The organism is Pseudoponticoccus marisrubri (genome assembly GCF_001482405.1).
GTDB lineage: Bacteria > Pseudomonadota > Alphaproteobacteria > Rhodobacterales > Rhodobacteraceae > Pseudoponticoccus > Pseudoponticoccus marisrubri.
Window position 1 is genome coordinate 1 of the sequence record NZ_LPXO01000004.1, and the last position, 23962, is coordinate 23962.

General features: G+C 68.1%; 16 protein-coding genes, 1 tRNA gene, 2 rRNA genes and 1 pseudogene. 9 read left to right on the plus strand and 11 right to left on the minus strand.

All coding sequences use genetic code 11. From position 1 onward, the window contains the following. Positions 1-174: 174 nt before the first annotated feature. The 3 genes and pseudogenes from AVJ23_RS23570 to rrf all read left to right on the plus strand — a co-directional run. Positions 175-297: pseudogene (locus AVJ23_RS23570) on the plus strand (acyloxyacyl hydrolase); the annotation flags it as partial. A 32-nt stretch (positions 298-329) separates the two neighbouring features. Further along, positions 330-2694 (plus strand): 23S ribosomal RNA (locus tag AVJ23_RS22215). A 190-nt stretch (positions 2695-2884) separates the two neighbouring features. After that, positions 2885-2999 (plus strand): 5S ribosomal RNA (gene rrf / locus AVJ23_RS07960). A 411-nt stretch (positions 3000-3410) separates the two neighbouring features. Here rrf and AVJ23_RS07965 read toward each other — a convergent pair. After that, positions 3411-7799 (minus strand): translocation/assembly module TamB domain-containing protein, encoded by a 4389-nt coding sequence (locus AVJ23_RS07965; protein ID WP_058861650.1) that lies wholly within the window; start codon positions 7797-7799, stop codon positions 3411-3413. Then, the gene (locus tag AVJ23_RS07970; protein ID WP_058861651.1) at positions 7799-9616 is read right to left on the minus strand and encodes an autotransporter assembly complex protein TamA; all 1818 of its coding nucleotides are present in this window, start codon (positions 9614-9616) and stop codon (positions 7799-7801) included. Before AVJ23_RS07970 ends, AVJ23_RS07965 begins: the two co-directional genes overlap by 1 nt. A 234-nt stretch (positions 9617-9850) precedes the next feature. Here AVJ23_RS07970 and AVJ23_RS07975 point away from each other — a divergent pair. Further along, positions 9851-9924 (plus strand) — tRNA-Gly (locus AVJ23_RS07975). Positions 9925-10021: 97 nt separating this feature from the next. Next, positions 10022-11821: an ABC transporter transmembrane domain-containing protein gene (locus tag AVJ23_RS07980; protein WP_058861652.1), complete on the plus strand. Its 1800-nt coding sequence runs from the start codon at positions 10022-10024 to the stop codon at positions 11819-11821. Positions 11822-11839: 18 nt separating this feature from the next. On the opposite strand, the gene AVJ23_RS07985 is transcribed toward AVJ23_RS07980, so the two are convergent. The 4 genes from AVJ23_RS07985 to mutY all read right to left on the minus strand — a co-directional run bounded on the left by AVJ23_RS07985 (position 11840) and on the right by mutY (position 16159). Beyond that, positions 11840-12697, minus strand: coding sequence for an SHOCT domain-containing protein (locus AVJ23_RS07985; RefSeq protein ID WP_058861653.1), 858 nt, complete (start codon positions 12695-12697; stop codon positions 11840-11842). Between the two features lie 138 nt (positions 12698-12835). Next, on the minus strand, positions 12836-13756 hold the full coding sequence (locus AVJ23_RS07990) for a manganese-dependent inorganic pyrophosphatase (protein ID WP_058861654.1): 921 nt from the start codon (positions 13754-13756) through the stop codon (positions 12836-12838). Positions 13757-13906: 150 nt separating this feature from the next. Beyond that, positions 13907-15040 (minus strand): alkane 1-monooxygenase, encoded by a 1134-nt coding sequence (locus AVJ23_RS07995; protein ID WP_058861655.1) that lies wholly within the window; start codon positions 15038-15040, stop codon positions 13907-13909. 60 nt (positions 15041-15100) lie between these two features. Beyond that, on the minus strand, positions 15101-16159 hold the full coding sequence (gene mutY, locus AVJ23_RS08000; RefSeq protein ID WP_058861656.1) for an A/G-specific adenine glycosylase: 1059 nt from the start codon (positions 16157-16159) through the stop codon (positions 15101-15103). 84 nt (positions 16160-16243) lie between these two features. Here mutY and AVJ23_RS08005 point away from each other — a divergent pair, with 84 nt between their 5' ends. The 3 genes from AVJ23_RS08005 to AVJ23_RS08015 are packed head-to-tail and all read left to right on the plus strand — an operon-like array spanning position 16244 to position 18592. Continuing rightward, the gene (locus AVJ23_RS08005) at positions 16244-16768 is read left to right on the plus strand and encodes a DUF721 domain-containing protein (RefSeq protein ID WP_058861657.1); all 525 of its coding nucleotides are present in this window, start codon (positions 16244-16246) and stop codon (positions 16766-16768) included. Between the two features lie 25 nt (positions 16769-16793). Then, positions 16794-17471, plus strand: a complete 678-nt coding sequence (locus AVJ23_RS08010; protein ID WP_058861658.1) for a DsbA family protein — start codon at positions 16794-16796, stop codon at positions 17469-17471. After that, a complete protein-coding gene (locus AVJ23_RS08015; protein WP_058861659.1) occupies positions 17468-18592 on the plus strand; it encodes a CaiB/BaiF CoA transferase family protein in 1125 nt (374 codons plus the stop codon). Before AVJ23_RS08010 ends, AVJ23_RS08015 begins: the two co-directional genes overlap by 4 nt. A 42-nt stretch (positions 18593-18634) precedes the next feature. Here AVJ23_RS08015 and AVJ23_RS08020 read toward each other — a convergent pair whose 3' ends face one another. From AVJ23_RS08020 to AVJ23_RS08030, 3 genes are read right to left on the minus strand one after another with little or no spacing between them, the layout of a single operon-like run. Then, positions 18635-19762 (minus strand): saccharopine dehydrogenase family protein, encoded by a 1128-nt coding sequence (locus AVJ23_RS08020; RefSeq protein ID WP_058861660.1) that lies wholly within the window; start codon positions 19760-19762, stop codon positions 18635-18637. After that, complete coding sequence (locus tag AVJ23_RS08025; protein ID WP_058861661.1) at positions 19759-20811, minus strand: saccharopine dehydrogenase; 1053 nt, start codon at positions 20809-20811, stop codon at positions 19759-19761. Before AVJ23_RS08025 ends, AVJ23_RS08020 begins: the two co-directional genes overlap by 4 nt. A gap of 45 nt (positions 20812-20856) precedes the next feature. Continuing rightward, the gene (locus tag AVJ23_RS08030) at positions 20857-21516 is read right to left on the minus strand and encodes a histidine phosphatase family protein (RefSeq protein ID WP_058861662.1); all 660 of its coding nucleotides are present in this window, start codon (positions 21514-21516) and stop codon (positions 20857-20859) included. 153 nt (positions 21517-21669) lie between these two features. Here AVJ23_RS08030 and map point away from each other — a divergent pair, with 153 nt between their 5' ends. Further along, positions 21670-22482, plus strand: a complete 813-nt coding sequence (map, locus tag AVJ23_RS08035) for a type I methionyl aminopeptidase (RefSeq protein WP_058861663.1) — start codon at positions 21670-21672, stop codon at positions 22480-22482. Positions 22483-22711: 229 nt separating this feature from the next. Here the strand turns inward: map and AVJ23_RS08040 are convergent, their stop codons facing one another. Further along, on the minus strand, positions 22712-23680 hold the full coding sequence (locus AVJ23_RS08040) for an MBL fold metallo-hydrolase (protein ID WP_058861664.1): 969 nt from the start codon (positions 23678-23680) through the stop codon (positions 22712-22714). Between the two features lie 69 nt (positions 23681-23749). Continuing rightward, on the minus strand, positions 23750-23932 hold the full coding sequence (locus AVJ23_RS08045; RefSeq protein WP_058861665.1) for a hypothetical protein: 183 nt from the start codon (positions 23930-23932) through the stop codon (positions 23750-23752). Between the last annotated feature and the right edge of the window lie 30 nt (positions 23933-23962).

The window sequence follows — 23962 nt, forward strand, 5'->3', positions numbered from 1 at the left end:
GAGCGGCGCGCCGCGCCCTCGGACGAGAGCTACCTGCGGGTGCAGACGGGCCGCCAGTTCGGCCCCTTTGCCGAGGCCGCGGGGCTGTCTTCCGATGAACATGGCGCGACCTGGCTCGGCTACGGCCTGACATGGCCGGTGCGGCTGGGACCGTTCTACGCGGAACTTCACCTGATGCCCGGGCTCTACTGGCCCGGCGACGGGTTCGACCTGGGCGGACCGATGGTGTTCCGCTCCGGCATCGAGCTGGGGGTGGAGCTGTTCGGCCACGGGGTGGGGATCGGCTACGATCACCGCTCGCATGCCGGGATCTTCGGAAGAAACCCCGGGATCGAGACCGTGATGCTGCGCCTGGGGCGCAGGGTCGACTAGACGCGACGCGTCAGGGTTATCATAAGTGTCCAGTCTTGTGACGGCGTACCTTTTGTATAATGGGTCATCGACTTGGTCTAACATGCAAGCTTAAGCCGATAGGTGTAGGCGCAGCGAAAGCGAGTCTTAATAGGGCGTCGAGTATGTTGGATCAGACCCGAAACCGAGTGATCTAGGCATGTCCAGGATGAAGGTTGGGTAACACCAACTGGAGGTCCGAACCCACACCTGTTGAAAAAGGTCGGGATGAGGTGTGCCTAGGGGTGAAAGGCCAATCAAACTCGGAGATAGCTGGTTCTCCGCGAAATCTATTTAGGTAGAGCGTCATCCGAATACCCCGGGGGGTAGAGCACTGGATGGGTAATGGGGCCCCACAGGCTTACTGATCCTAACCAAACTCCGAATACCCGGGAGTAGTAGATGGCAGACACACTGCGGATGCTAACGTCCGTAGTGGAGAGGGAAACAACCCTGACCTACAGCTAAGGCCCCCAATTCGTGGCTAAGTGGGAAAGCAGGTGGGACGACCAAAACAACCAGGAGGTTGGCTTAGAAGCAGCCATCCTTTAAAGATAGCGTAACAGCTCACTGGTCTAATCAAGTTGTCCTGCGGCGAAGATGTAACGGGGCTCAAGCCACGAGCCGAAGCTTAGGATGCGTATGCATGGTAGCGGAGCGTCGTGTGATATAGCACTTATCTTTACTGCCGCACTTCGGGTACCGGGCACGTTAAAACGTGCTCAAGTAGCCGATAGGCGGTAGCACAAGATAAAGTGCTTTCGATGAAGCCGGGGCGTGAGCCATCCGGTGGAGAGATCACGAGCGAGAATGATGACATGAGTAGCGACAAAGAGTGTGAGAGACACTCTCGCCGAAAGTCCAAGGGTTCCTGCTTAAAGCTAATCTGAGCAGGGTAAGCCGGCCCCTAAGGCGAGGCCGAAAGGCGTAGTCGATGGGAACCAGGTTAATATTCCTGGGCCAGGAGATGGTGACGGATTGTGGCGACGGGCGTGCCTTATCGGATTGGCGCGTCTTCAAGACAGTCCCTGGAAACAGCCCTCCATCAGACCGTACCCGAAACCGACACAGGTGGACTGGTAGAGAATACCAAGGCGCTTGAGAGAACGATGTTGAAGGAACTCGGCAAAATACCTCCGTAAGTTCGCGAGAAGGAGGCCCGGTGTTCGATCACCGGGGGCACAAACCAGGGGGTGGCGACTGTTTACTAAAAACACAGGGCTCTGCGAAGTCGCAAGACGACGTATAGGGTCTGACGCCTGCCCGGTGCCTGAAGGTTAAAAGGAGGAGTGCAAGCTCCGAATTGAAGCCCAGGTAAACGGCGGCCGTAACTATAACGGTCCTAAGGTAGCGAAATTCCTTGTCGGGTAAGTTCCGACCTGCACGAATGGCGTAACGACTTCCCCGCTGTCTCCAACATCGACTCAGCGAAATTGAATTGCCTGTCAAGATGCAGGCTTCCCGCGGTTAGACGGAAAGACCCCGTGCACCTTCACTACAGCTTCGCACTGGCATCAGGCACAACATGTGCAGGATAGGTGGTAGGCTTTGAAACCGTGACGCCAGTCGCGGTGGAGCCACCCTTGAGATACCACCCTTGTTCTGCTTGATGTCTAACCGCGGCCCGTTATCCGGGTCCGGGACCCTGCGTGGTGGGTAGTTTGACTGGGGCGGTCGCCTCCTAAATCGTAACGGAGGCGCGCGAAGGTTGGCTCAGAGCGGTCGGAAATCGCTCGTTGAGTGCAATGGCAGAAGCCAGCCTGACTGCGAGACTGACAAGTCGAGCAGAGTCGAAAGACGGCCATAGTGATCCGGTGGTCCCGAGTGGAAGGGCCATCGCTCAACGGATAAAAGGTACGCCGGGGATAACAGGCTGATACTGCCCAAGAGTCCATATCGACGGCAGTGTTTGGCACCTCGATGTCGGCTCATCTCATCCTGGGGCTGGAGCAGGTCCCAAGGGTACGGCTGTTCGCCGTTTAAAGAGGTACGTGAGCTGGGTTTAGAACGTCGTGAGACAGTTCGGTCCCTATCTGCCGTGGGTGTAGGATACTTGAGAGGAGTTGCCCCTAGTACGAGAGGACCGGGGTGAACGATCCACTGGTGGACCTGTTGTTGCGCCAGCAGCAGTGCAGGGTAGCTATGATCGGACAGGATAACCGCTGAAGGCATCTAAGCGGGAAGCCCCCCTCAAAACAAGGTATCCCTGAGGACCGTGGAAGACCACCACGTCGATAGGCCGGAGATGTAAGCACAGCAATGTGTTCAGTTGACCGGTACTAATGGTCCGACAGGCTTGATTTGATCCAGTAACAGCAAGGTTACTCAGGACAATAAGCATACACACCGTAACAGTGTCGCTCGGACAACGGCTCGAAAGAGTGTTGATTGAATTGCACCTGGAATGGACGGGTGTGGGGCCCGCGTTGTCGCCTTCGGCGAAACGCTACACCCCACCAGTCGCCCCTTCCGGGGCAACTTGGTTCTTCCTCGGTTTGGTGGTCATAGCACGAGCAAAACACCCGGCTCCATTCCGAACCCGGCCGTTAAGTGCCGTCGCGCCAATGGTACTGCGTCTCAAGACGTGGGAGAGTAGGTCACCGCCAAACCTAGTAAGAACCAAGAAAACACTCTCAATACGATAAAAAACAAACAAAACAAAAGGCCCCGCCAGAAAAACTGGCGGGGCCTTTTGACGTTTGACGTTCCAAACAGAAAACACCACCGCGAAACGCGCGATCCTTCCCGGGAAACCCGGGACAAGTCGGTGAACCGAAACCGTGCGCAACGCTCGGACCACCGGGGAACCGCCGGCGTCAAAACCGGGCGAGCGCCCGGGCGGGACACCGCCACATTGACCTTCCAAGAACCTCGGGCACGCACAACCCGGTTGCGCACGCGATTGCAGGGAAGGGTGCTGTGCCATGGCGGGCCTGTGTGGCTATCACCCACGCCCAAAGGACGATGGCCCCAAGGCCACCTCTCACGTGCAGAGGGGGCGGCCAACCCGGCTGCCCGGCTCAGTAATCCCGTTCGAAGAAGATCCCGATCCCGCTGTCGCCGTCCGAGCCCAGCCGGCCCCGGACCGTCACGTCGGAATTGATGTTCAGGTTCAGGTTGATCTCGCTCTCGCCCTCGGCATTTACCGTCACATCCGTGTAGATGTTGTCCGAGATGTACTTGCCCACGCGCGCCTGCGCCGTGCCGTCGGCATCCGTCCCGATATCGAGATCATCGACGCCCAGCCCGCCGCGCAGCTGTTCGGTCAGGCCAAGACCTCCTTCACCCGACAGGGTCCGCACCGCCGCGGCCAGCTGCACCGCCTGCAGGGCGGAGAGGCTCGACAGGTCCCGGCCGAACAGAAACAGCGCCAGCACCTCGTCCTGTGGCAGCGAGGGGGTCGAGGACACGATCAGCTCGGGTGCCGAGGCCGGCCCGGCGATGCGGATCTCGATGGCGACATCCTCGACCTCGGAACTGGCGAGGAAATCGATCACCGGGTCGAAGCTGCCCCGCAGGCTGACCGAGCCCTCGTCCAGCGTCAGCCGGCGGCCCAGAAGGTCCAGCCGGCCGCGGATCAGGTCGAACTGCCCGACCGGCAGGATGTCATTGGTCGTTCCCGTCAGCCGCAGGCTGCCGCCCAGCTCGGCATCCAGGCCCCGGCCGCGCACGAAGATCCGGCTGGGCGCGTTGACCAGCAGGTTCAGCGGATAGGCGGGGCCGCTTCCGGCCTCGGCCTCACCGCTCTCGGTCAGCCCCGCGAACATCAGCGTGCGCTGAACATCCGCCGGCGGGTTGCGGTGCTCCAGCCCGTCCAGCACCGAATAGGAGGGGCCGATCTGCGGGATGCGCAGCTCCACCGTGTCGAGATCGATCGCCCCGCCGATCCGCGCGCCCCCGGCCAGCCCGCCGGTGATCGTCACCCGGCCATTGGCCGTGGTCTCGAACAGGCTCTGCCGCCGCAGATCCGCCTCGACCAGACGCACCACCAGCTCGGACGTGAACGGCGGCGCCAGCCCGATCGGACCGGAAACCTCCACACGTCCGCCCGTCGACAAACGCCCCCCAAGACCAAGCCGAACCTGCCCGCCAGACAGACGCGCCTCACCCGACAGACCCGCAATGCTGAGATTGTTGGACGGGTCGGTCAGCCGTGCGCCCTCGGTGCGCAGCACGCCCGAGACCGAGCTCAGTGCCGGGGGACCGTTGACCGACAGATCCACGCGCAACGGCCCGCTCAGAGTGCGCGGCGCCAGCCGGCGATTGGCCAGCGACAAGGGCGCCGTGCCGGTGACCGAGAGGTTCAGCCGGCTGCCCGCGGTGCCCGCCACGTCCAGCGAAATGCCCCCCGGCCCGCTGCCCGAGAGGTCGATCCGCCACGGCCCGCCCGATTGCGTGGCGGTGCCGGTGACGGTTGCGCCGCCCGGCAGGTCCGAGGAGATCCGGCGCAGATCGGCCACCGACAGGCGAAAGTCCAGCGCGCTGCTGGTGCCGCCAATGCGGCCATCGACGCGCCCGTCCAGTTCGGGGCTGGCCAGCGTCGCGCTGGCAATCTCGATCACGCCATCGCTGCGCCGCGTGGCGCGTGCGTTCAGCCGCAGCGGCCCGCGCAGGAAGGGATCCAGCGTCGGGTTGTTAAGCGACAGGCCCGAGGCCGTCGCCTCGGCCGCCAGCGTCAGCGGCCCGGCCAGCGCATCGCCCTCGGCCTGCACGTCGAAATCGAGCCCTCCGCCCAGCCGGATTCCCGTCAGGCCGGACAGTGCCGACAGCCGCGCGATCCGCCCGGTGGCGCGGCCGTCCACGACCAGCGAGTCGGTGCCCCGGGACTCGAGCGTGCCGTCGAAATCCAGCACCAGCGTCCCGTCTGTCGACAGCCGGTCCACCACCAGCAGGCCCGCATCGTCGCGGCGTGCGGCAAGGTCGAAGCGGGTCGTGCCCTGCAGCAGCGGGTCGAGCTGCGGCACAGAGAGGCCCAGGTTCGTGACCTGTCCCTCGGCCGTGGCGTCGAAGCTCAGCGCCGCAAGGTCACCCTCGCCCTCGACGGTGACCTGCGCCGCGCCCGACAGGCGACGGTCGGCGAGGTTCGAGAACAGCGACAGCTGCGGCGCATCGGCAAAGAGCCGGCCCGAGACCGTTTCGGGCGTGGTGCCGCGCACCGTCAGCGCGCCATCGAAATCCACCGTGGCCGGGCCGTCGATGCGCAGCCGGTCCACTGTCAGCAGCCCGCCGGCATCGCGGCTGGCCGACAGGTCGATCCGCGCCTGCCCGCGCAGGATCGGGTCCACCTGCGGCACCGAGAGACTCAGCGCATTGGTCGTGCCGGTCGCGTCAATATCGAAGCTTTGCGCCAGCGCGTCGCCCGTGCCGGTGACACGCAGCGTGGCAGCACCGGACAGGGGCCGCCCGGCAAGGTCCGAGAAGACCTGAGCGCGCGAGATCTCGGCGTCCAGCTCGCCCTCGACGGCCAGCGCCTCGCGCCCGTCGCCGGTGAGCGTGCCGTCAAAGCGCAGCCGCGCGGCATCGGGCACCTGCCCATCGGCCACCACGGTCCAGACCGTATCGTCCTGCGTGGCGTCCAGCGCCAGCGTGCTGCGCCCCGTGACGCCGGGCAGGACCAGCCCGGTCTCGGCGATCTCGGCATCCAGCGCGATCCGGCTGGCGCCGGTGTTCAGCCGCGCGGTGCCCTCGATCCGGGCGGCTTCGGTGGCGATGCGGATCAGTTCGGCGGTCAGCCCGGCCTCGCTGCGCCGCGCCTCAACCCGCAACGCGCCGACGCCTGCCAGAAGCGGGTCGGCCTGCGGAATGCCGGTGGACAGCCCGCGCGTCGTGCCGTCGAGCACAAGGTCGAAGCCGCCCGAGACGGGCTGTACCTGTCCGGTGACGTCCAGCCGCGCGGCGCCGCCCAGTTCCACCCCGGCCAGCGGGGCGAAACGGCCCAGGTCCTCGGCGGTGACGCTCAGATCGGGGCGCACGTCCAGCTCGATCCGGCCATCCAGCCCGGCGATCTCGACCCGGCCCGTCAGGCCGTAATCCGCGCCGGCGAGGTCCATCTCCTCCAGCACGAAGGGTGTGCCCTGCTCCCAGTCGAAAGAGACCTCGCCGCGCAGCGTCTCTCCAAGCGCGGCGGCCAGCGCATCATCGTCGGGCACCACGCCGCCGGCATCCAGCGTCAAGGCGCCCTCGACGGCCCGGCTGTCACGCGACAGCGTGCCGGTGCCGGAAAAGACCACCTGCTCGATCGTGATGTCGTCGCGCTGCAGCCGTTCGACCCGCGCCTCGATCTGCCAGCCATTGCTCTGCGTTCCGTCGAAGCGCCCCGACAGGTCCACGCGGCCCACCCGGGTCGGCGTGCCGGGCAGGGGCAGCAGGACGCGTTGGCTTTCGGGCGGCACGATCTGCCCGTCGAGGTCCAGCCGCACCGGCCAGCCATCGGGCGCGAGCTCGGCCGCGCCCTGCAGGTCCAGCGCCTCGGCCGACAGCTCCAGCGGGTCGAGCGTGATCGCCCCGTCCGCGCCGCGCGCGCCCTCGGCGACCAGCCGCACGTCGCGGCCCAGGAATTCACGATAGGCGGGGGTGAAGACCGGGGCGAGATCGCCGCCGATATCCACGGCAAAGCTTTGCGACTGGTCATCGCCATCGGCCCGCAGCGTGACCGAGCCGGCCAGCCGTTCCTGCCCGTCCGTGTCCAGCCGCACGCGGGCCTCGAAATCGTCGATCGGCGCCTCGCCTTCGACGGAAAGCGCCAGCGAGGGGCGGCCGGGCAGGGTCAGCGCGTTGGCGACGATGCCGTCGGCGGGTTCGGTCAGCGACAGGTCCAACCCCAGCACGCGCGAGGCGTTGGAATACGCGCCGTCCAGCGTCAGCGCGCCGCCCTCGTCCAGCCGGTCGATGCTCAGCTGCGCATTGCCTTCGCCATCGGCCAGCTCGGCCGCGCCGCTCAGAGTGACCACCGCCGCCTCGCCAAACAGCGGCGCGCCCAGTTCGGCGCGCTCGATCGTCAGGTCGGCCAGCCGGATCGAGACCGGCAGCTCGGGCAGCGAGAAGGGGCTGCGCGCCTCGGGCGAGGGCAGCGGCTCGGGCCCCGCGACGGGCAACCGTGGCAGAGACAGCGTGCCGACCGAGATCTCGTCGATCTCGATCCGCCCCTGCAGCAGCGCGCTGCGCGTCCAGACCAGCGCCACCTCGTCCAGCACCAGCCATTCGCCCTCGGGATCGGTGACGACGATCCGGTCGATCGTGGCGCGCGAGCTGAGCGCGCCGGCAAACCCCTCGAGCCGCACGGTGCGGCCGGGGCCCGACAGCGCATCCTCCAGCAGGCCCTGGATGAAGCCGCGGTCGCTGTCCTGCGCCTGCGCGCTCAGCGAGCCGGGCAGAAGGAGAAGCAGGAGGGAAACCAGAAGATGTCGCATCAAAACGCCTGACCGATACCAAGATAGAACTGAACGCCGTCGCCCGTCTCGCCGGCCACCGGCCCGGCCACGTCGAGGCGGATCGGGCCGACCACGGTGTTGTAGCGCAGGCCCAGACCGGCACCCGCGTGCCAGTCGCCGCTGCCGTCCACAAGGCTTTCGGGGCCGACATAGCCGGCATCGGCAAAGGCCACGACGCCGAAGGTGTCGCTCAGCTTGACCCGTGCCTCGCCCGACAGGCCGGCAAAGCTGCGCCCGCCAAGCCGCGTGCCGCCGTAATCCACGTCGAGCGACTCGAAGGGCTGGCCGCGCACCGTGCCGCCGCCGCCGGAATAGAACAGGTAGTCGGGCGGGGCGTCCTGCGCCGAGGGCCCGAACAGCGCGCCCAGCTGCGCCCGCCCGGCAAGGACCAGCCCGTCATCCTCGCCGAAGGCCCGGTAAGTGCGGGCATCGAAATAGAGCCGCGCGCCATTCTCGCCGCTGTCGAACTCGGTGAAGGGCTCCAGCTCGGTGCGCAGGTAATAGCCCTCGGTCGGGTTCACCTGGTTGTCGCGCGCGTCATAGGTCAGCGCAAAGGGGATCGAGAAGACCGTCAGCTCGCGCGTGGGATATTCGCCATTGGGCAGCTTGGGCAGGTAGCGGTCGGTGACGCGCGAATAGCTGAGCGCGATACCCAGCTCGCCCTGCAGCCGGTCCGAGAAGGTACGGCTGACGCCGATGCCCAGGTTCGCCTTCTCCTCGATGAAATCCGGCTCGTCGCTATAGCTCAGCCCGGCCTCGGCATAGGCCAGCGTCTCGGCGCCGTAGACGGCGGGCTTCTCCAGCCGCGTGTTCAGGCTGTAATCCGGCCCGCTTTCGGTGCCGCCCAGCTGGCTGATCTCGGCATCGAAGCGGAACCGCTCGGCCCCGCCGAAGAAGTTCCGATGCAGCCAGAAGCCCGACAGGGTCAGCCCCTCGAGCGAGCTCAGCTCGATCCCGGCGCCGAAACGGCGCGGCTTGCGGTCGACCACGTCGATGCGGATGTCCATGCTGCCATCGGCGCCCACCGCCTCGCCCTCGGTCAGGTCGACCGAGCGGAAGGTGCCGGTGCGGCGCAGCCGTTCGGCCGCATCCTCGACCTCGCCCGGGGCAAAGACCGCGCCGCGCGGGATGCCCGCGATCTGGCGCACGCGGCCCGGTTTCACGTCGGTCTCGCCGGTCACCACCACGTCGCCGAAGCTGACCCGCGGCCCCGGGGAGACGTCCACCGCCACGTCCAGCCGTGCATCGCCATGCCGCGCCGTGATCGACTGGCCCGAGATCGCCGCCTTGGCATGGCCGGCCTCGCGCCATCCCGTCACGGCGCCCTGCGCGGCATCCCGCACCACGGTGGCCAGCGCCGGGGCGCCGCGGTTGAACTCGGACACCGGCGCATCCCCGGGGGCCAGCGGCGCGACCGAGACCTGGCCGAAGCGGAAGGGCCGGCCGGGGTCGATCACCACGTCGACGCGACCGATCCGGTCGGGCACGGACAGCGGCTCGATCAGCGCGGCCTCGCGCCCGTCGATCAGGATGCGCACCGAGGCCGAGTAGTAGCCCTGCGCGTAAAGCGCCTCGACCAGCCGGGTGTAGTCGGACAGCGCGGCGGCAAACACGTCCTGCGCGGGCTCGCTGCCATCCTCGGGCAGCTGCGCCAGAAGCGACGCGTCCCGCAGCCGCTCCAGCAGCGCTGGCCCCGAGGCGTTCTGCAGCCGGAAATCCAGCTTGTTCATCGCCCCGGCACCGGGGGCGCTGGACAGAAGCGCAGCGCCAATCACCACCAGACCCCACCGCCGCATGCCCGTCATCCTGTCAATAAAACCTGCTCGCATGGCCCGAATCGTAGTGCATGACTGCCCCGCCTGCCATGCAAATCACCGGCATCGCGCCCCGTTGGGCAGAAACCGGCAGGGCAGGGCGGGCGCCGGCGGCGCCCCCCCATGTCACAGGACACAGCGTTACCCCCGGGGCCCCGCGGCCGACACGATACTTGACGCTCCGGGGACGATGACATATCCCTTCCGTCAGCCCGAGCGGGCGTTGTGTAATGGTAAGACCCTTGCCTTCCAAGCAAGAGATACGGGTTCGATTCCCGTCGCCCGCTCCATCTCCTCGCCCCTGCACCGCCGCGGCCCGCGTCAACTGGGCGCTTGACCCCCGGGACAGGCGTGGCACAAACCGGCGGCGCAACAGGAGGAGGCGAGATGGCCCGCACCCAAGACACGTCCGGCACCAGGGACGAGCGCGCGAAATCGCGCAAGCTGGGATCGCTCGCGGCGTTGTGGCCGTTCATGCGCCCCTATGGCGCGCTGATGACGGCTGCGTTGGTCGCGCTGGTGGCGACCGCCTGCGTGTCACTGGCCCTGCCGCTGGCCGTGCGCCGCGTGGTCGACAATTTCCGGGTCGAGGACGGCGCCCTGCTGGACCAGTATTTCGGCGCCGCGCTGGGGCTGGCCGCGCTGCTGGCCCTGGGCACCGCGCTGCGCTACGCGCTGGTCTCGCGGCTGGGCGAGCGCGTGGTCGCCGATATCCGCAAGGGCGTGTTCGACAAGGTGATCGGCCTCAGCCCCTCCTTTTACGAGAAGATCATGACCGGCGAGGTGCTCAGCCGGATCACCACCGACACGACGCTGATCCAGTCGGTGATCGGCTCGTCGGTGTCGGTCGCGCTGCGCAACATCCTGCTGTTCATCGGCGGGCTGATCCTGATGCTGTTCACCTCGCCCAAGCTGACCGGGCTGGTGCTGCTGATCGTGCCGGCGGTGGTGGTGCCGATCCTCGTGCTGGGCCGCCGCCTGCGCCGGCTCAGCCGCGAGAACCAGGACTGGATCGCGGAATCCTCGGGCAATGCCTCCGAGGCGCTGACCAGCGTGCAGACCGTGCAGGCCTATACCCACGAGGCGCTGTCGCGCGCCGCCTTCTCGGACGTGACCGAGAAGAGCTTTGACGCCGCGCGCCGCCGGATCTGGACCCGCGCCGGCATGACGGCCATCGTGATCTTCCTCGTCTTCACCGGCATCGTGGGCGTGCTCTGGGTCGGGGCCTGGGACGTGCGTGCCGGCGGCATGAGCGCGGGCTCGCTGATCCAGTTCGTGATCTACGCGGTGATGGTGGCCGGCGCCGTGGGCGCGCTGTCCGAGATCTTCGGCGAGTTGCAGCGCGCCGCCGGCGCGACCGAGCGGCTGGTGGACCTGCTGCAGGCCGAGGACAGCGTCGAGGACCCCGCCACCCCGCGTCATCTGCCGCAGCCCGTGCGCGGCGAGATCACGTTTGACGACGTCTCCTTCGCCTACCCGGCGCGGCCCGACATCGCGGCGCTGGACCATGTCTCGCTGACCATCGCGCCGGGCGAGACGGTGGCGCTGGTCGGGCCTTCGGGGGCCGGCAAGACCACGATCATCCAGCTGATCCAGCGCTTCTACGACCCGGCCTCGGGGCAGGTCTGCCTCGACGGGGTGCCGCTGGCCGAGATGGAGCGCCCGGCCTTCCGCCAGCACCTTGCGCTGGTGCCGCAGGACCCGGTGATCTTTGCCGCCTCGGCGCGCGAGAACATCCGCTTCGGCCGCCCCGACGCCACCGCCGAAGAGGTCGAGGCCGCGGCCCGCGCCGCAGCGGCGCATGACTTCCTCGCCGCCCTGCCGCAGGGCTACGACACCTGGCTGGGCGAGCGCGGCGTCATGCTGTCGGGCGGGCAGAAGCAGCGCGTGGCCATCGCGCGCGCCATCCTGCGCGACGCCCCGGTTCTGCTTCTGGACGAGGCGACCAGCGCGCTGGACGCCGCCAGCGAGCGCGCCGTGCAGCAGGCGGTCGACCGGCTGTCTCAGGGCCGCACCACCATCATCGTGGCGCACCGTCTGGCCACGGTGAAGAAGGCCGACCGGATCGTGGTCATGGAAGAGGGCCGGATCGTCGCCACCGGCACCCATGGCGAGCTGGTGGCCGAGGACGGGCTCTATGCGCGTCTCGCCCGGCTGCAATTCACCGACGGGCTTGCCGCCGAGTAGGCGTACGTGCGGCCCGGTTTACAACCGGGCCAGCAGCTCCTGCTTCTTGGCGGTGAATTCCTCCTCCGAGAGGATCCCCTTGTCGCGCAGCGCGGCCAGTTTCTCGAGCTTGGCAAAGATCGCGTCGCTCTCCTCGCCCCCCGCCGCAGGCGCGGCCTGCACGGGCGCCGATGTCGGGACAGGGCCGGGCGTGGCCTGCGCGGGCGCGGGTTGAAAAGGCTCCGGCGCCGGGACAGGATCGAGCCGGTGCGCGGCGGGCGCCTCGTCCTGAGCCGGGGTCACGTCCGGAGCGATCTCATCCGGGGCCGCCGCGCCATCTTGTACCACTGGCAGGTCCGCCAGCCGCACGAGGCCCATCTGGCTGGTGAAGGTGACCGACTGGTCGCCGCCCTGCTGCTGCGACACGCCGCCGATCTGGTGCGCGCCGGTGTCATAGACCGTCAGGTCTCCGCCGATCCGGACGGCCAGCCGCCGCGTCGCCGGGAAATAGGCGTAATGCAGGTCGTTCTGGCTGCCCGAGGCGGCGGGCTGGCCCAGCTCCTCGGGCCACCACGCGGCACTGCTGCCCGGCACGAAGAGGCTCGCCCCGCCCGCTTCCGGTTGGAAGAGGGTACGTGTCGCCAGCGCACCCGACAGCTCGGCGCAGAGCGCATCGACCCGCGCCTTGAGCGTATTGTTGAACATGTCCCCGATCATGGTCATCCCGCCCGAGGACCACTGGCCCATGCCACCGAATTCGGGATGCGAGAACTGCGCCTGCGTGCCGCCGCCCTGCGCGACGGCCCGCAGCATCTGGGTGACCGCCTCGGGGCTGAACCCGTGCCGGGCGGCCACGTCCTCGACCAATGCCTGGCCGTCTTCCGTCAATCCATTCATGCGGGCCTCCGTGACCGGGCTGCGAGCGCTTCGCCTTGCCATGGCCCTAGCATGCCGCCCCTTGTCCCGACAGCGCAAACGCATGAAAAAAGGCGCAAGGGTTTCCCCCTGCGCCCGGTCCGCGAGATGTCGCGCGGCTCAGAGCTTGAGATTCGGGATGATCTGCTTCTTGCGGCTCATCACGCCGGGCAGGACCACCGTGTCACCGCCCACCGTGGCGCCAAAGCTCTTTTCGGCCACGGTCTTGACCAGGTCGTTGGGCACAAGCAGCGTGGCTTCCTCGTTGAGGATGTCGACCACGAAAAGCAGCACCTGGTCGACCCCGTCCTCCTGCGCGACCTGCGTCATCGATGCCATCAGGCTGTCCTTGCGGTCCAGCACCATGCGCGGCGCCGTGGTCTCCAGCACCGAGACACGGAACTTGGTGCCCTCGACGGCATATTCCTTGCTGTCCATGCGCAGCAGCTCGGCATCCGAGAAGGCCGAGACGTCGGACTTGGCGGCGAACATGTCGGCTGCATAGGCTGAGATGTCGACGCCCAGGTCCTCGGCCAGCGCATAGGCAATGGCCTTGTCTTCCTGCGTGGTGGTGGGCGAGCGGAATTCCAGCGTGTCGGACAGGATGCAGGTCAGCATCGCGCCCTTCACCGCCTTCGGGGCCTGCGCGAGGTCGTCGCCGATCATCTTGTACATGATGGTGGCGGTGCAGGCGAGCGGCTCGATCCGGATGTCAATCGGGCCCTTGGTCTCCAGCCCGCCGACCAGCTTGTGGTGGTCGATGATGGCGCGGATGTCGGCGGCGTTGATGTTCTCCGGCAGCTCGGCAGGGTTGTTGGTGTCCACGATCACGACCGGCGCATCGGCCTCGACGCCCGAGATGATCTCGGGCTTGTCCAGGCCCCAGTGGCTGAGCATGAAGGCGGCCTCGGTATTGGGTTCGCCCAGCAGGACTGGCTTGGCGGCCTCGCCCTTGATCTCGCTGAGATACCAGGCCCAGATGATCGGGCTGCCGGTGGAGTCGGTGTCGGGGGACTTGTGGCCGAATACCTGGATGGTCATGGGATGTCCTCGTTCAGGGAATATGATTTGCGCGCCTTCTAGCGATCCGCCGGCGGAATGTCACCCCGGCACGGGGGCAGTGCGACGCCATGGGCGCGGCGGCAAATTTCATGTATGAAATTTGCAAATTCCGTTCACGGAATTTGTCGCTCAGCGTGGCAGCGGGGTCGCGGCCCTGTTGTAGGGTGTCCAGTCGGTGATGTCGGGATAGTAGCGGCGCCGCCACGCCCGGACCCGGGGGTTCATGATCCGGCGCCAGAGCGGCGGGACCATGGCCGCGATCGCCATCACCGCGTAGCCATAGGGCAGCTGCGGCGCCTCGTCCTCGGAATAGGTCTGCAGCAGCGGGAAGCGGCGGTCGGGCTTGTAGTGGTGGTCGGAATGGCGCTGCAGGTTGATCATCAGCCAGTTCGTCGCCTTGTGCGCCGCGTTCCAGCTGTGGTGCGGCTGGACATGTTCGTACCGGCCCTCTCCGAGGTGCCGGCGGGTCAGCCCGTAGTGTTCCACGTAATTGACCACTTCCAGCTGCCAGATGGCGGTGCCGGCCTGCACGAGGAACAGCGTCAGCCCGGTCCAGCCGCCCAGCCCCAGCGCCAGCGCCAGCATCGCGCCCTGCAGCCCGGCATAGGTCCAGAACGGGTTCTGCCGGTGCCACCAGGGCCGGCCCCTGCGCGCCAGCATGGCGCGTTCGGCGCGGAAGGCCGAGATCAGGCTTTCGCGCAGCACCCGCGGGTAGAAGCGGTGGAACCCCTCGTTGTAGCGCGCCGTCACCGGGTCGCGCGGCGTGCCGACATAGCGATGATGCACCAGCAGGTGTTCCGAGCGGAAATGCCCGTAGAGCACCATGGCCAGCAGCAGGTCGCCCAGCAGCCGCTCGCGCCGGTTGCGCTGGTGCAGCAGCTCATGCGCGTAGACGATGCCCACCGTGCCGGTCATCACGCCGGTGCCGAAGAAGACGCCGAATTTCTCCAGTCCCGACAGGTGCGTGGCCCGACCAACATACCAGACCAGCCCGAACAGGGTGAGCGCCTGCAGCGGCACCCAGACCTGCGTCAGCGCCTTGTACCAGAAAAGCTGCGCCTCGGGCGTCTCGGGATCGGCATTCGCGGTGTTCAGCCCCACGGCCAGGTCGATGGCCGAGAACAGGTACCAGGTGCAGAGCGGCGTCAGCAGGATCCACCAGCCGCCCATGATCGCCCCGGTCCAGACCAGCGGGATCAGCAGGAAGGACAGCCCGAAGGGCAGGGCGGCGGTAAAGCTGGCGACCTGGCGCGCGGGGATCATGTCTGTCTGCGGTGTTCCTGTCATGGTCTCCTCCGCCTGCCAGCCTGCCGCATCCCGGTCTCAGCCGCCTTGCGCAAGGTCAAACGCCTTGCGCATCACCGTTGGCAGATCGGCGGGGCGAAAATCGGGCGGTTCGATGAATTCTCCGCGGCCGGGCTGGCGGTCCATGGGCACCAGCGCGGTCTTCACCGTCAGGCGCAGGTGGAAATGGGTGAAGGTGTGGCGCGCCTCCTCGGACAGGGTCTTCCACTCGGCGCGGATCGGCGGCGCCTCTTCCGGCGCCGCGCCCCAGTCCGAGCCGGGCCAGCCCAGCATCCCGCCCAGGAGCCCCTTGTCGGGGCGCCGCTCCAGCAGCCAGGCGCCATCCACCCGCCGCGCGAGATAGGCGATGCCCAGCCGCACCGGCTTGCGCGCCTTGGGCGCCTTCTTCGGCAGTTCGGCCATGGTGCCGGCGGCCCAGGCGGCGCAGGCGGTGCGCCAGGGGCAGAGCCCGCAGGCCGGGCGGCGCGGCGTGCAGATCGTGGCGCCCAGATCCATCACCGCCTGCGCGTAATCGCCGGGGCGCGCCTCGGGCGTCAGCCGCGCGGCATGCTCGGTCAGGATCGGTTTGGCGGCGGGCAGAGGGGTGTGCTCGTCGAAGACCCGCGCCATCACCCGCTCGACATTGCCGTCCACCACGGTCTGCGGATCGTCGAAGGCGATGGCGGCGATGGCGGCGGCCGTGTAGGGCCCGATGCCGGGCAGGCGCAGCAGCGTCGCGTGATCCCGCGGGAAGCGCCCGCCATGGTCCTCGCTCACCACGCGGGCGCATTTCAGCAGGTTGCGGGCGCGCGCGTAATAGCCCAGCCCGGCCCAGGCGGCCATGACATCGCCATCCTCGGCCGCGGCCAGCGCCTCGACCGTGGGCCAGCGCGTGGTGAAGGCGTGGAAATAGTCGCGCACCGCCGCCACGGTGGTCTGCTGCAGCATGATCTCGGACAGCCAGACCCGGTAGGGATCGGGCGCCACGCCACGTGCCCGCGCGGCCGGGCCGACGCGCCAGGGCAGGTCGCGCGCGTGGCGGTCATACCAGTCCAGCAGGTCCCCGGCATCGGGAATGTGGCAGGCGGTTTCACGCAAGGGTGAGGGTCCTTCCCGGTTTTGGGGGCTGGCACGCCCCCGGGCGCTGCCACTACAATAGCCTGTGACGAGAGGATTCAAGCCATGCCGAAACGCAGCACGACGACCTACGGCTTCGCGCGTACATCCAAGCTGCTCGAGAAGCGGATTCGCAACGCGTCCGAGAGCCGCGGCTTCGCCCAGTCGCGCGTGCTGACCCACTGGGAGGAGGTCGCCGGCGCCGAGATCGCCGCGATTGCCCGCCCGGTCGAGGTCAGCTATGCCCGGGGCGGCTTCGGCGCCACGCTGACCGTGCTGACCACCGGCGCCAATGCCCCGGTGCTGGACATGCAGCGCGAGCAGTTGCGCGACCGGATCAACGCGGTCTACGGCTACAACGCCATAGCGCGGATCCGCGTCACCCAGACCGCGGCCAGCGGCTTTGCCGAGGGGCAGGTGGATTTCGTCCACCGCAAGACGCCGGAGCAGCCGGCCGAACCCTCGCCCGAGGTGCAGGCCCGCGCCCGCGACGTGGCCGACGGGGTCGGCGATCCCACGCTGAGGGCGGCGCTTGAACGGCTGGCGGCAAACGTCATATCGAAACAGGGCCGGAACGGACCGGCCCAGTGATCCAGGCAGGAAAGAGGCTTACAAGATGAACAGGATGCTTCCCGCGGGCGCGCTCGCGCTGGCTCTGATCGGTGGCGGCGCATGGTACGTCACCCAAGGCAGCGGTGCGGCAAATGTCAGCCAGGCCCCCTTGCCCGGTGCGGCGCAGGCACAGCAGGCGGCGGATGTGGACACCTCGGGCATCACCGAGATGACGCTGGGCGATGCCGAGGCGCCGGTCGAGGTGATCGAGTATGCCTCCTTCACCTGCCCGCATTGCGCCACCTTCCACACCGAGGTCTTCAAGGATCTCAAGGAAGACTATGTCGACACCGGCAAGGTCAGCTTCACCTACCGCGAGGTCTATTTCGACAAGTACGGCATGTGGGCCTCGCTGATCGCGCGCTGCGCCGGCGAAGACCGTTTCTTCGGCATTGTCGACCTGATCTACAAGGGCCAGAGCACCTGGTCGCGGGCCGGCTCGGATGCGGCGATCGCCGACGAGTTGCGCAAGATCGGCCGGCTGGCGGGCATGGAGAACGACCAGATCGACGCCTGCCTGACCGATGGCGACAAGCTGCAGACCCTCGTCGCGTGGTACCAGCAGAACGCGACCGAGCACGGCATCCAGTCGACGCCCTCCTTCGTGATCGACGGCGAGACCTACTCGAACATGAGCTATGCCGATTTCTCGGCGATCCTGGACGAACGCCTGGGCGAATGACATCCGCGCCACGCGGGCCCCTCGAGGGGCTGAAGGTCATCGAACTGGCGCGCATCCTGGCCGGCCCCTGGGCCGGCCAGACGCTGGCCGACCTGGGCGCCGACGTGCTCAAGATCGAAAGCCCGGCGGGCGATGACACCCGCCGCTGGGGCCCGCCCTTCATCGACCGCGAGGGCGACCGCTCGGCCGCCTATTTCCACTCCTGCAACCGCGGCAAGCGCTCCGAGGTGGTCGACCTGGCCAGCCCCGAGGGGCAGGCGCGGATGCGCGCGCTGGTGACCGAGGCGGATGTGCTGATCGAGAATTTCAAGGTCGGCGGGCTGGCGAAATACGGGCTGGATTATGCCAGCGTCGCGCAGGTCAATCCCCGGCTGATCTACTGCTCGATCACCGGGTTCGGGCAGGACGGCCCCTATGCGCATCGCGCGGGCTATGACTACATCATCCAGGGCATGTCGGGCTTCATGTCGATCACCGGCGAGCCCGACGGCCAGCCGCAGCGCGCCGGCGTGGCGATCACCGACCTGTTCACCGGGCTCTACAGCGTCAACGCGATCCTTGCCGCGCTGCACCAGCGCGACCGCACCGGCCGGGGCCAGCATGTCGACATGGCGCTGCTGGACTGTGCCGTGGCGGCCATGGCGAACCAGTCGCTGAACTACCTCTCCACCGGCACGCCGCCGGGGCGGACCGGCAACTGGCACCCCAACCTGACGCCCTACCAGGTCTTCGACTGCGCCGACGGCCATATCATCATCGCCACCGGCAACGATGCTCAGTACCAGCGGCTCTGCCGCCTGCTGGGGCTGGAGGAGATGGCCGAGGCGCCCGAGTTCCTGACCAATTCCGACCGCATCGCGCATCGCGACGAGATGACCCGCCGCCTGACCGAGGCCACGTCGCGGCGCAGCGCCGCCGACCTGCTGGCCGCCTGCGAGGCCGAGGGCGTGCCCGCCGGGCCGATCAACGACATGGCGGCGGTCTTTGCCGATCCGCAGATCGTGGCCCGCGGCTTGCAGATCGCGCCCGAGGGCGTGCCGGGCGTGCGCGCGCCCTTCCGTTTCTCGGATGCGGATCTGGTGCTGGACCGGCCCGCGCCGCGGCTGGACCAGCAGGAGTGACCGGGCGCAGGTGACGGCGCCGCGGCGCCGTCACCCACCCTCTCAGATCGTGTGATCGACCACCATCAGGTGCTGGGCAAGGGCCTGCACCTCGTCCATCCAGCGTGTCACCAGCCGCGGATCCGACGGTGCGGCGCTGACGCCGGCCGGGATTTCGCGCGACAGAACCGCCTCCACCGCCAGCGAGACCGGGATCGAGACCAGCCGCGCCATGGCCGTGCCGCGCGCATCGCCCCAGGCATCCATCACGTAGGTCTTGTGCCAGATCGTGCCCGACGGCCCGTCGGCCTGCAGCGAGACGCAGAGCACCACGCGGTCGGGCTCGCCCGGCGCATAGGCGTTCTCCATCAGAAGCTGGTCGGCGATCTCCTGCAGGCGCGCCTCGTCGGCCTCGCCCACCTCGGCAAAGATCTCCTTCCACGCCTCGGACCAGCCGTTCAGCCGCAGCGTGCCGCGCACGAAATCGCGGATCTTCCAGCCGTCCATGCCATAGGCCTCGATGAAGGGCAGCGAATCGCGGTTCGGGTAGACCTCGAAGCTTTCGGGCTGCGGCAGCGGCGCGTCATAGCGGCTCAACGCGTCCCAGGGATGCGCCACCTCCAACTCCGAGAAATGCCGGATCGAGCGCGAGGGCGAGCGCAGCGCCTTCAGCACGCCCACCGGCGCCCAGGAGAACTTGTAGCGGAAGGCGTTGGGGATCTTCGGCACGCCGCCGCAATAGGAGGTGAACGAGATCGCGTTGTCCGGGTCATAGGCGGTCGAGGCGCGGTAATCGGCCACCAGCGCATGCGCCATCAGGTGGTCGATGCCCGGGTCCAGCCCGACCTCTCCCACGATCCGCGTGTCGGTCTCGCGCGCGCGGGCGTCCAGCCCCTGCATCTCGGGCGAGATGTAGGAAGAGCTGACGAAATGCGCGCCTGTCTCCATGGCCAGCTCGGCCAGTGGCACGTGCCAGTCCGCCGGCAGCATCGAGACGACGACGTCCCCCGCCGACAGCTGCGCTGCCAGCGCGCCCTTGTCGAAGACCTCGATCCGGTCGGTCAGGTCGCCGACCGCCACATGGGCCTTCTCCTTCGTCCGGTTCCAGACGGTTACGTCGCGCCCGTCCTCGATCAGCCGCCTCAGGCCGGGGACAGAGGACAGGCCGGTGCCACACCAATGGATCGTCATGGCTGCTCCTTCGGTTTGTGTGTCTCGTAATAGACCCGCGCGCGGCCCCAGACGCCCGCGTCAAGGTCGTCCAGCGTCTTCAGGTGGGGCAGAAGCTGCGCCGCGAAATCCTGCGCGCTTTCCAGCGGCAGCAGCGAGGGCAGGTTGTCGATCGCCATCACGTCCAGCGGCGGATCGGCAAAGACGCGGGTCACGGGGCTCTGCCAGTCGGTCTCGCGGTCATAGACCTTGACGGGCGAGAAATCGCTCTGCGGATCGCAGGCAATGTCGCCGATCACCCGCAGCCGCCGCGGCATCTGCGGCGCCGAGGCCGGCACGAAGACCGGGCAGCCGGGCCGCGCCAGGATGCAGTTGAAGAACAGGTCGTGCTCCAGCACCTCCGGGAAGGGGCCGCCATGCGCGGTCTCTGCCATGTCCCAGCCGGTCACCGGCAGCTCCAGCGCCGCGCAGAGCGCGCTGGCCCCGCGCCCCACCCGTCCCAGCGCGCCGATCACCAGCGCGCTCGGCCGGGCCGTGCCAAGGGCGCCGCGCAGATCGTCCAGCAGCGCCTCGGAACTGGCCCAGGTCGTGACCGGCGGGCAGATCCCGCCCGTCGCCTGCGCCGCATAGGCCAGAACCGAGACGGCCGCCCCCGCATAGCCCGCCCAGTAGCCGAAGGCGGCCACGCGCCGGCCCTGCGCATCCTCGAGATATTCCAGGTCGTAGAGCGTGCCGCCCCCGGCCGCGAAGCGCCGCAGCAGCCGCTGCCCGGATTCCTGCCCCTTGTAGGCATGGCCGAACATGATGTGGCGATGGGGCAGGGGCGTGTCGGCCTCGGGCAGTTCCTTCAGGCCCAGGATGATTGCGTCGCGCGGGGCGTCGTGCCAGCTGCCCTCGGCCGCGATCTCTGCCCCGGCCTGCGCGTAGTCCGCCGTGGGGATGACGCGGTGCGGGCTCTCCTCGACCGTCACGCGCATGCCCTGCGCGATCAGCTGAGCGACCCCCTCGGGCAGGATGGCGGTGCGCTGTTCGTTCGGGCGGCTTTCGGCGCGGATCCAGAGATGGGTCATGGGGCCTCGTGTCTTGGGCGCCGCCCGATGGCGGCGGGCGCGGCGTTACAGGTGGCTGCGGGCATGGCGCCGCGCGGGCGTGTCCAGGTGCGGCAGCGCGTTGAACTGGGTCATGGCCAGGCCGGTGGGCAGGGGCTGGATGCGGTGGACCGAGCTGTTCTCGATCGCCAGGCACAGATGCGCCATGGCCGGCAGGTCCAGCCCCATCACCAGCCGCATCGCCATGCCGATCAGCCCGCCCGAGGTCACGACCAGCGCGCGCCCCTCGCCACCGGCGATCTCCTGCAGCGCGTCGCGCACCCGGGTCTCGAAGCTCTCCCAGCGCTCGGGTGCCCCCTCGATGCGGCCGTCGCGCCAGTGGCGCAGCAGGGTCGGCAGGTGCTGCACGAACCCCTCGCGATCCTGCGGCACGGCGATGCCGTGCTCGCGCTCCAGCGCCTGCGCCATGTCGAAATAGGCCATCTCGTTCAGGCGGGGGTCCTGCACCGTGCCATGCAGGCTCTGCGCGCCGATGCCCTCGGCGGTCTCGACATGGCGGCGCAGCGTGCCGGTATGGATGCGGGCAAAGACGTCGCCGGCCTCGCGGAAATGCGCGCCCAGCCAGCGCGCCTGCTGCCAGCCCAGATCGCTCAGACGGTCATATTCGCCTTCGCTGCGCGCGCTGCTGTTGGCCTGCCCGTGCCGGACGAGGGTGATGAAGGACATGATCGCTCCCGATGCTCGACCCCGCTCATATCGGGGCCGCGCGCGGAAAGAAAGCCATGCGCGCCCGTCACCCCCGCTGCCCGTGCGGGCGGCCCCACTGGTCAATCCGCGGCACCTGCGTTAAACAGCCCCGATCCATCAGTGGAGGGTGACGTGAACCTAGATCAGGGCGGGCGGGTGACCCGCGACGGCATTCGGATCTATCAGCCGGCGGATTTCGCCGGCATGCAGGCGGCCGGGGAACTGGCGGCGCGGATCCTCGACGAGGTGGCCGCGCATGTCTTCGTGGGCCAGACCACCGGCGCGATCGACGATTTCATCCGCACCCGGGTGGAAGAGGCCGGGGCGATCTCGGCCACGATCGGCTACAAGGGCTACCAGCACGCCTCCTGCATCAGCGTGAACCACGTGGTCTGCCACGGCATCCCGGGTGACAAGAAGCTCAAGGATGGTGACATCCTGAACATCGACGTCACGGTGATCGTGGATGGCTGGTACGGCGACACCTCGCGCATGTACGTGGCCGGCAAGCTGTCGCGCAAGGCCGAGCGGCTGATCCAGGTCACCCATGACGCGCTGATGAAGGGGATCGAGGCGGTCCGGCCGGGCAACACCTTCGGCGATATCGGCGCCGCGATCCAGGAGTTCGTCGAGGCGCAGCGCATGTCGGTGGTGCGCGACTTCTGCGGCCATGGCCTGGGCCGGGTGTTCCACGCGCCGCCCAACGTGCTGCATTACGGCCGCCCCGGCACCGGCCCCGTGCTGGAAGAGGGCATGTTCTTCACCATCGAGCCGATGGTCAATCTCGGCCGCGCCGAGACCAAGGTGCTGGCCGATGAATGGACCGCCGTGACCCGCGACAAGTCGCTCTCGGCCCAGTTCGAGCATTCGGTCGGCGTGACCGCGGACGGGGTGCAGATCTTCACCCCCTCGCCCGCGGGCCGGTTTCACCCCACCTACGGCTGACCCGCCCTGATCCACCGGGGCGCGTGCCGCGCGCAGGTCGGTTCGCGTTCAGGCCACGCAGGCCTTGGGGAGGAGACCTCCCCAAACCCCTCCCGGCGCCCGGCCCGACGCGCGCGCCCTCTTTCATCTTTCCGGAAATACTCCGGGGGAGGCTCGCAGAGCCGGGGGCAGCGCCCCCATGCGACCGCACCGCCTGTGGCACCGGCCCGAAAGGCGGCCGCCCCCCCTGTCACCACTGCCAGAGCGCCGGCACGAAGCGATAGCTGTCGCCCTCGGCCATGACATGGCCCACCCCGGGGAAGGGGAAGTGGTAGCCCAGCACCGCCATCCGGTCGGTTGCCGCCATGTCCAGCAGGCGCCGGCGGGTAGCCACGGTCTGCGCCCCGTCCATGTCGAAGCTGTTCACCCAGTCGGGATGGGCGAAATTCATGTAGGCGTGGTTCATCGAATCCCCCAGCGCGATCAGCTGCTGCCCGGCGCTTTCGACCACCACCGCTATGTGCCCCGGCGTATGGCCCGGCGTGTCGATCACGCGGATGCCCGGCGCCACCTCCTGCTCATGCGCCAGCAGTTGCCATTCGGCGCCCTCGACCTGGATCGAGTTCACCGCGCCCACCACGAATTGCTGCAGATCGGCAGGCACGGTGCTGGCCAGCCCCTCCTGCATCCAGAAATCGCGCTCCGCCCGGCCAAGGAAATACTGCGCGTCAGGCAGGATTGCCTCGTCGAAATCGTCGCGCACCCCCCAGATGTGGTCGGGATGGGCATGGGTGATCACCACATGGGTGATGCTGGCCGGGTCGATGTCCGCCCGCTCGAGATTGCCCATCAGCGCCCCGGCGGTGGGCATGAAGCGATTGCCCGAGCCCAGGTCGACCAGCACCTTTGCCGCGCCCAGCTCGATCACCAGGTGGTTGGTGTGGGAATAATTGGTCTCGGTCGACAGGAAGTGACGCCGCAGGAAGGCCTGCACCTCTGCGGGATCGGCATTCACGCCCAGCCCGTCCGCCGGGATCTCGAGCCGCCCGTCCGAAACCACGGTCAACGCCGCCTCGCCCAGCGTGAAGCGGAAATGCGACGGGTTCGCAGAGGCCGGCGCCCCCAGCGTCTGCGCGCGGCCCTGCGCCGGCAGGGTCAGCGCGGGCATGGCGGCGGCCATGGCCAAGATGTCGCGGCGCGACGGACGGAAAGTCGACATGGGGTCCTCCCGATATTCATTCATTCGAATGAAAGGATATCAGGCGGGGCCGCGAAATCCAGCCCGCTCTCAGGGATCCTCGGGATTGGGCGGGCGCATCAGCAGGTGCAGCAGGGTCGAGCCGCCCAGCGGCGAGGCGCAATCGCTGACAAGCAGCGGGCCGCGTGGCAGCGGTGGCGGGGCGGGCGCCGGGGTGTCGCGCGGCTCGGCCCGTGCCGCGGGCAGGGACCAATTGAGAGATGCAGCAAACATGGGATCAGCATAGCAGATCGGCGCCCGCCG

Bases quoted from the DNA above. Each gene is read 5' to 3' on its own strand.
- AVJ23_RS07965 (WP_058861650.1), bottom strand. From the start codon at position 7,799: ATGCGACATCTTCTGGTTTCCCTCCTGCTTCTCCTTCTGCCCGGCTCG.
- AVJ23_RS08005 (WP_058861657.1), top strand. From the start codon at position 16,244: ATGCCGAAACGCAGCACGACGACCTACGGCTTCGCGCGTACATCCAAG.
- AVJ23_RS08020 (WP_058861660.1), bottom strand. From the start codon at position 19,762: ATGACGATCCATTGGTGTGGCACCGGCCTGTCCTCTGTCCCCGGCCTG.
- AVJ23_RS08040 (WP_058861664.1), bottom strand. From the start codon at position 23,680: ATGTCGACTTTCCGTCCGTCGCGCCGCGACATCTTGGCCATGGCCGCC.
- AVJ23_RS08010 (WP_058861658.1), top strand. From the start codon at position 16,794: ATGAACAGGATGCTTCCCGCGGGCGCGCTCGCGCTGGCTCTGATCGGT.
- AVJ23_RS08015 (WP_058861659.1), top strand. From the start codon at position 17,468: ATGACATCCGCGCCACGCGGGCCCCTCGAGGGGCTGAAGGTCATCGAA.
- AVJ23_RS08025 (WP_058861661.1), bottom strand. From the start codon at position 20,811: ATGACCCATCTCTGGATCCGCGCCGAAAGCCGCCCGAACGAACAGCGC.
- AVJ23_RS07995 (WP_058861655.1), bottom strand. From the start codon at position 15,040: ATGATCCCCGCGCGCCAGGTCGCCAGCTTTACCGCCGCCCTGCCCTTC.
- AVJ23_RS07980 (WP_058861652.1), top strand. From the start codon at position 10,022: ATGGCCCGCACCCAAGACACGTCCGGCACCAGGGACGAGCGCGCGAAA.
- AVJ23_RS08045 (WP_058861665.1), bottom strand. From the start codon at position 23,932: ATGTTTGCTGCATCTCTCAATTGGTCCCTGCCCGCGGCACGGGCCGAG.
- AVJ23_RS07970 (WP_058861651.1), bottom strand. From the start codon at position 9,616: ATGCGGCGGTGGGGTCTGGTGGTGATTGGCGCTGCGCTTCTGTCCAGC.
- AVJ23_RS07985 (WP_058861653.1), bottom strand. From the start codon at position 12,697: ATGAATGGATTGACGGAAGACGGCCAGGCATTGGTCGAGGACGTGGCC.
- AVJ23_RS08030 (WP_058861662.1), bottom strand. From the start codon at position 21,516: ATGTCCTTCATCACCCTCGTCCGGCACGGGCAGGCCAACAGCAGCGCG.
- AVJ23_RS07990 (WP_058861654.1), bottom strand. From the start codon at position 13,756: ATGACCATCCAGGTATTCGGCCACAAGTCCCCCGACACCGACTCCACC.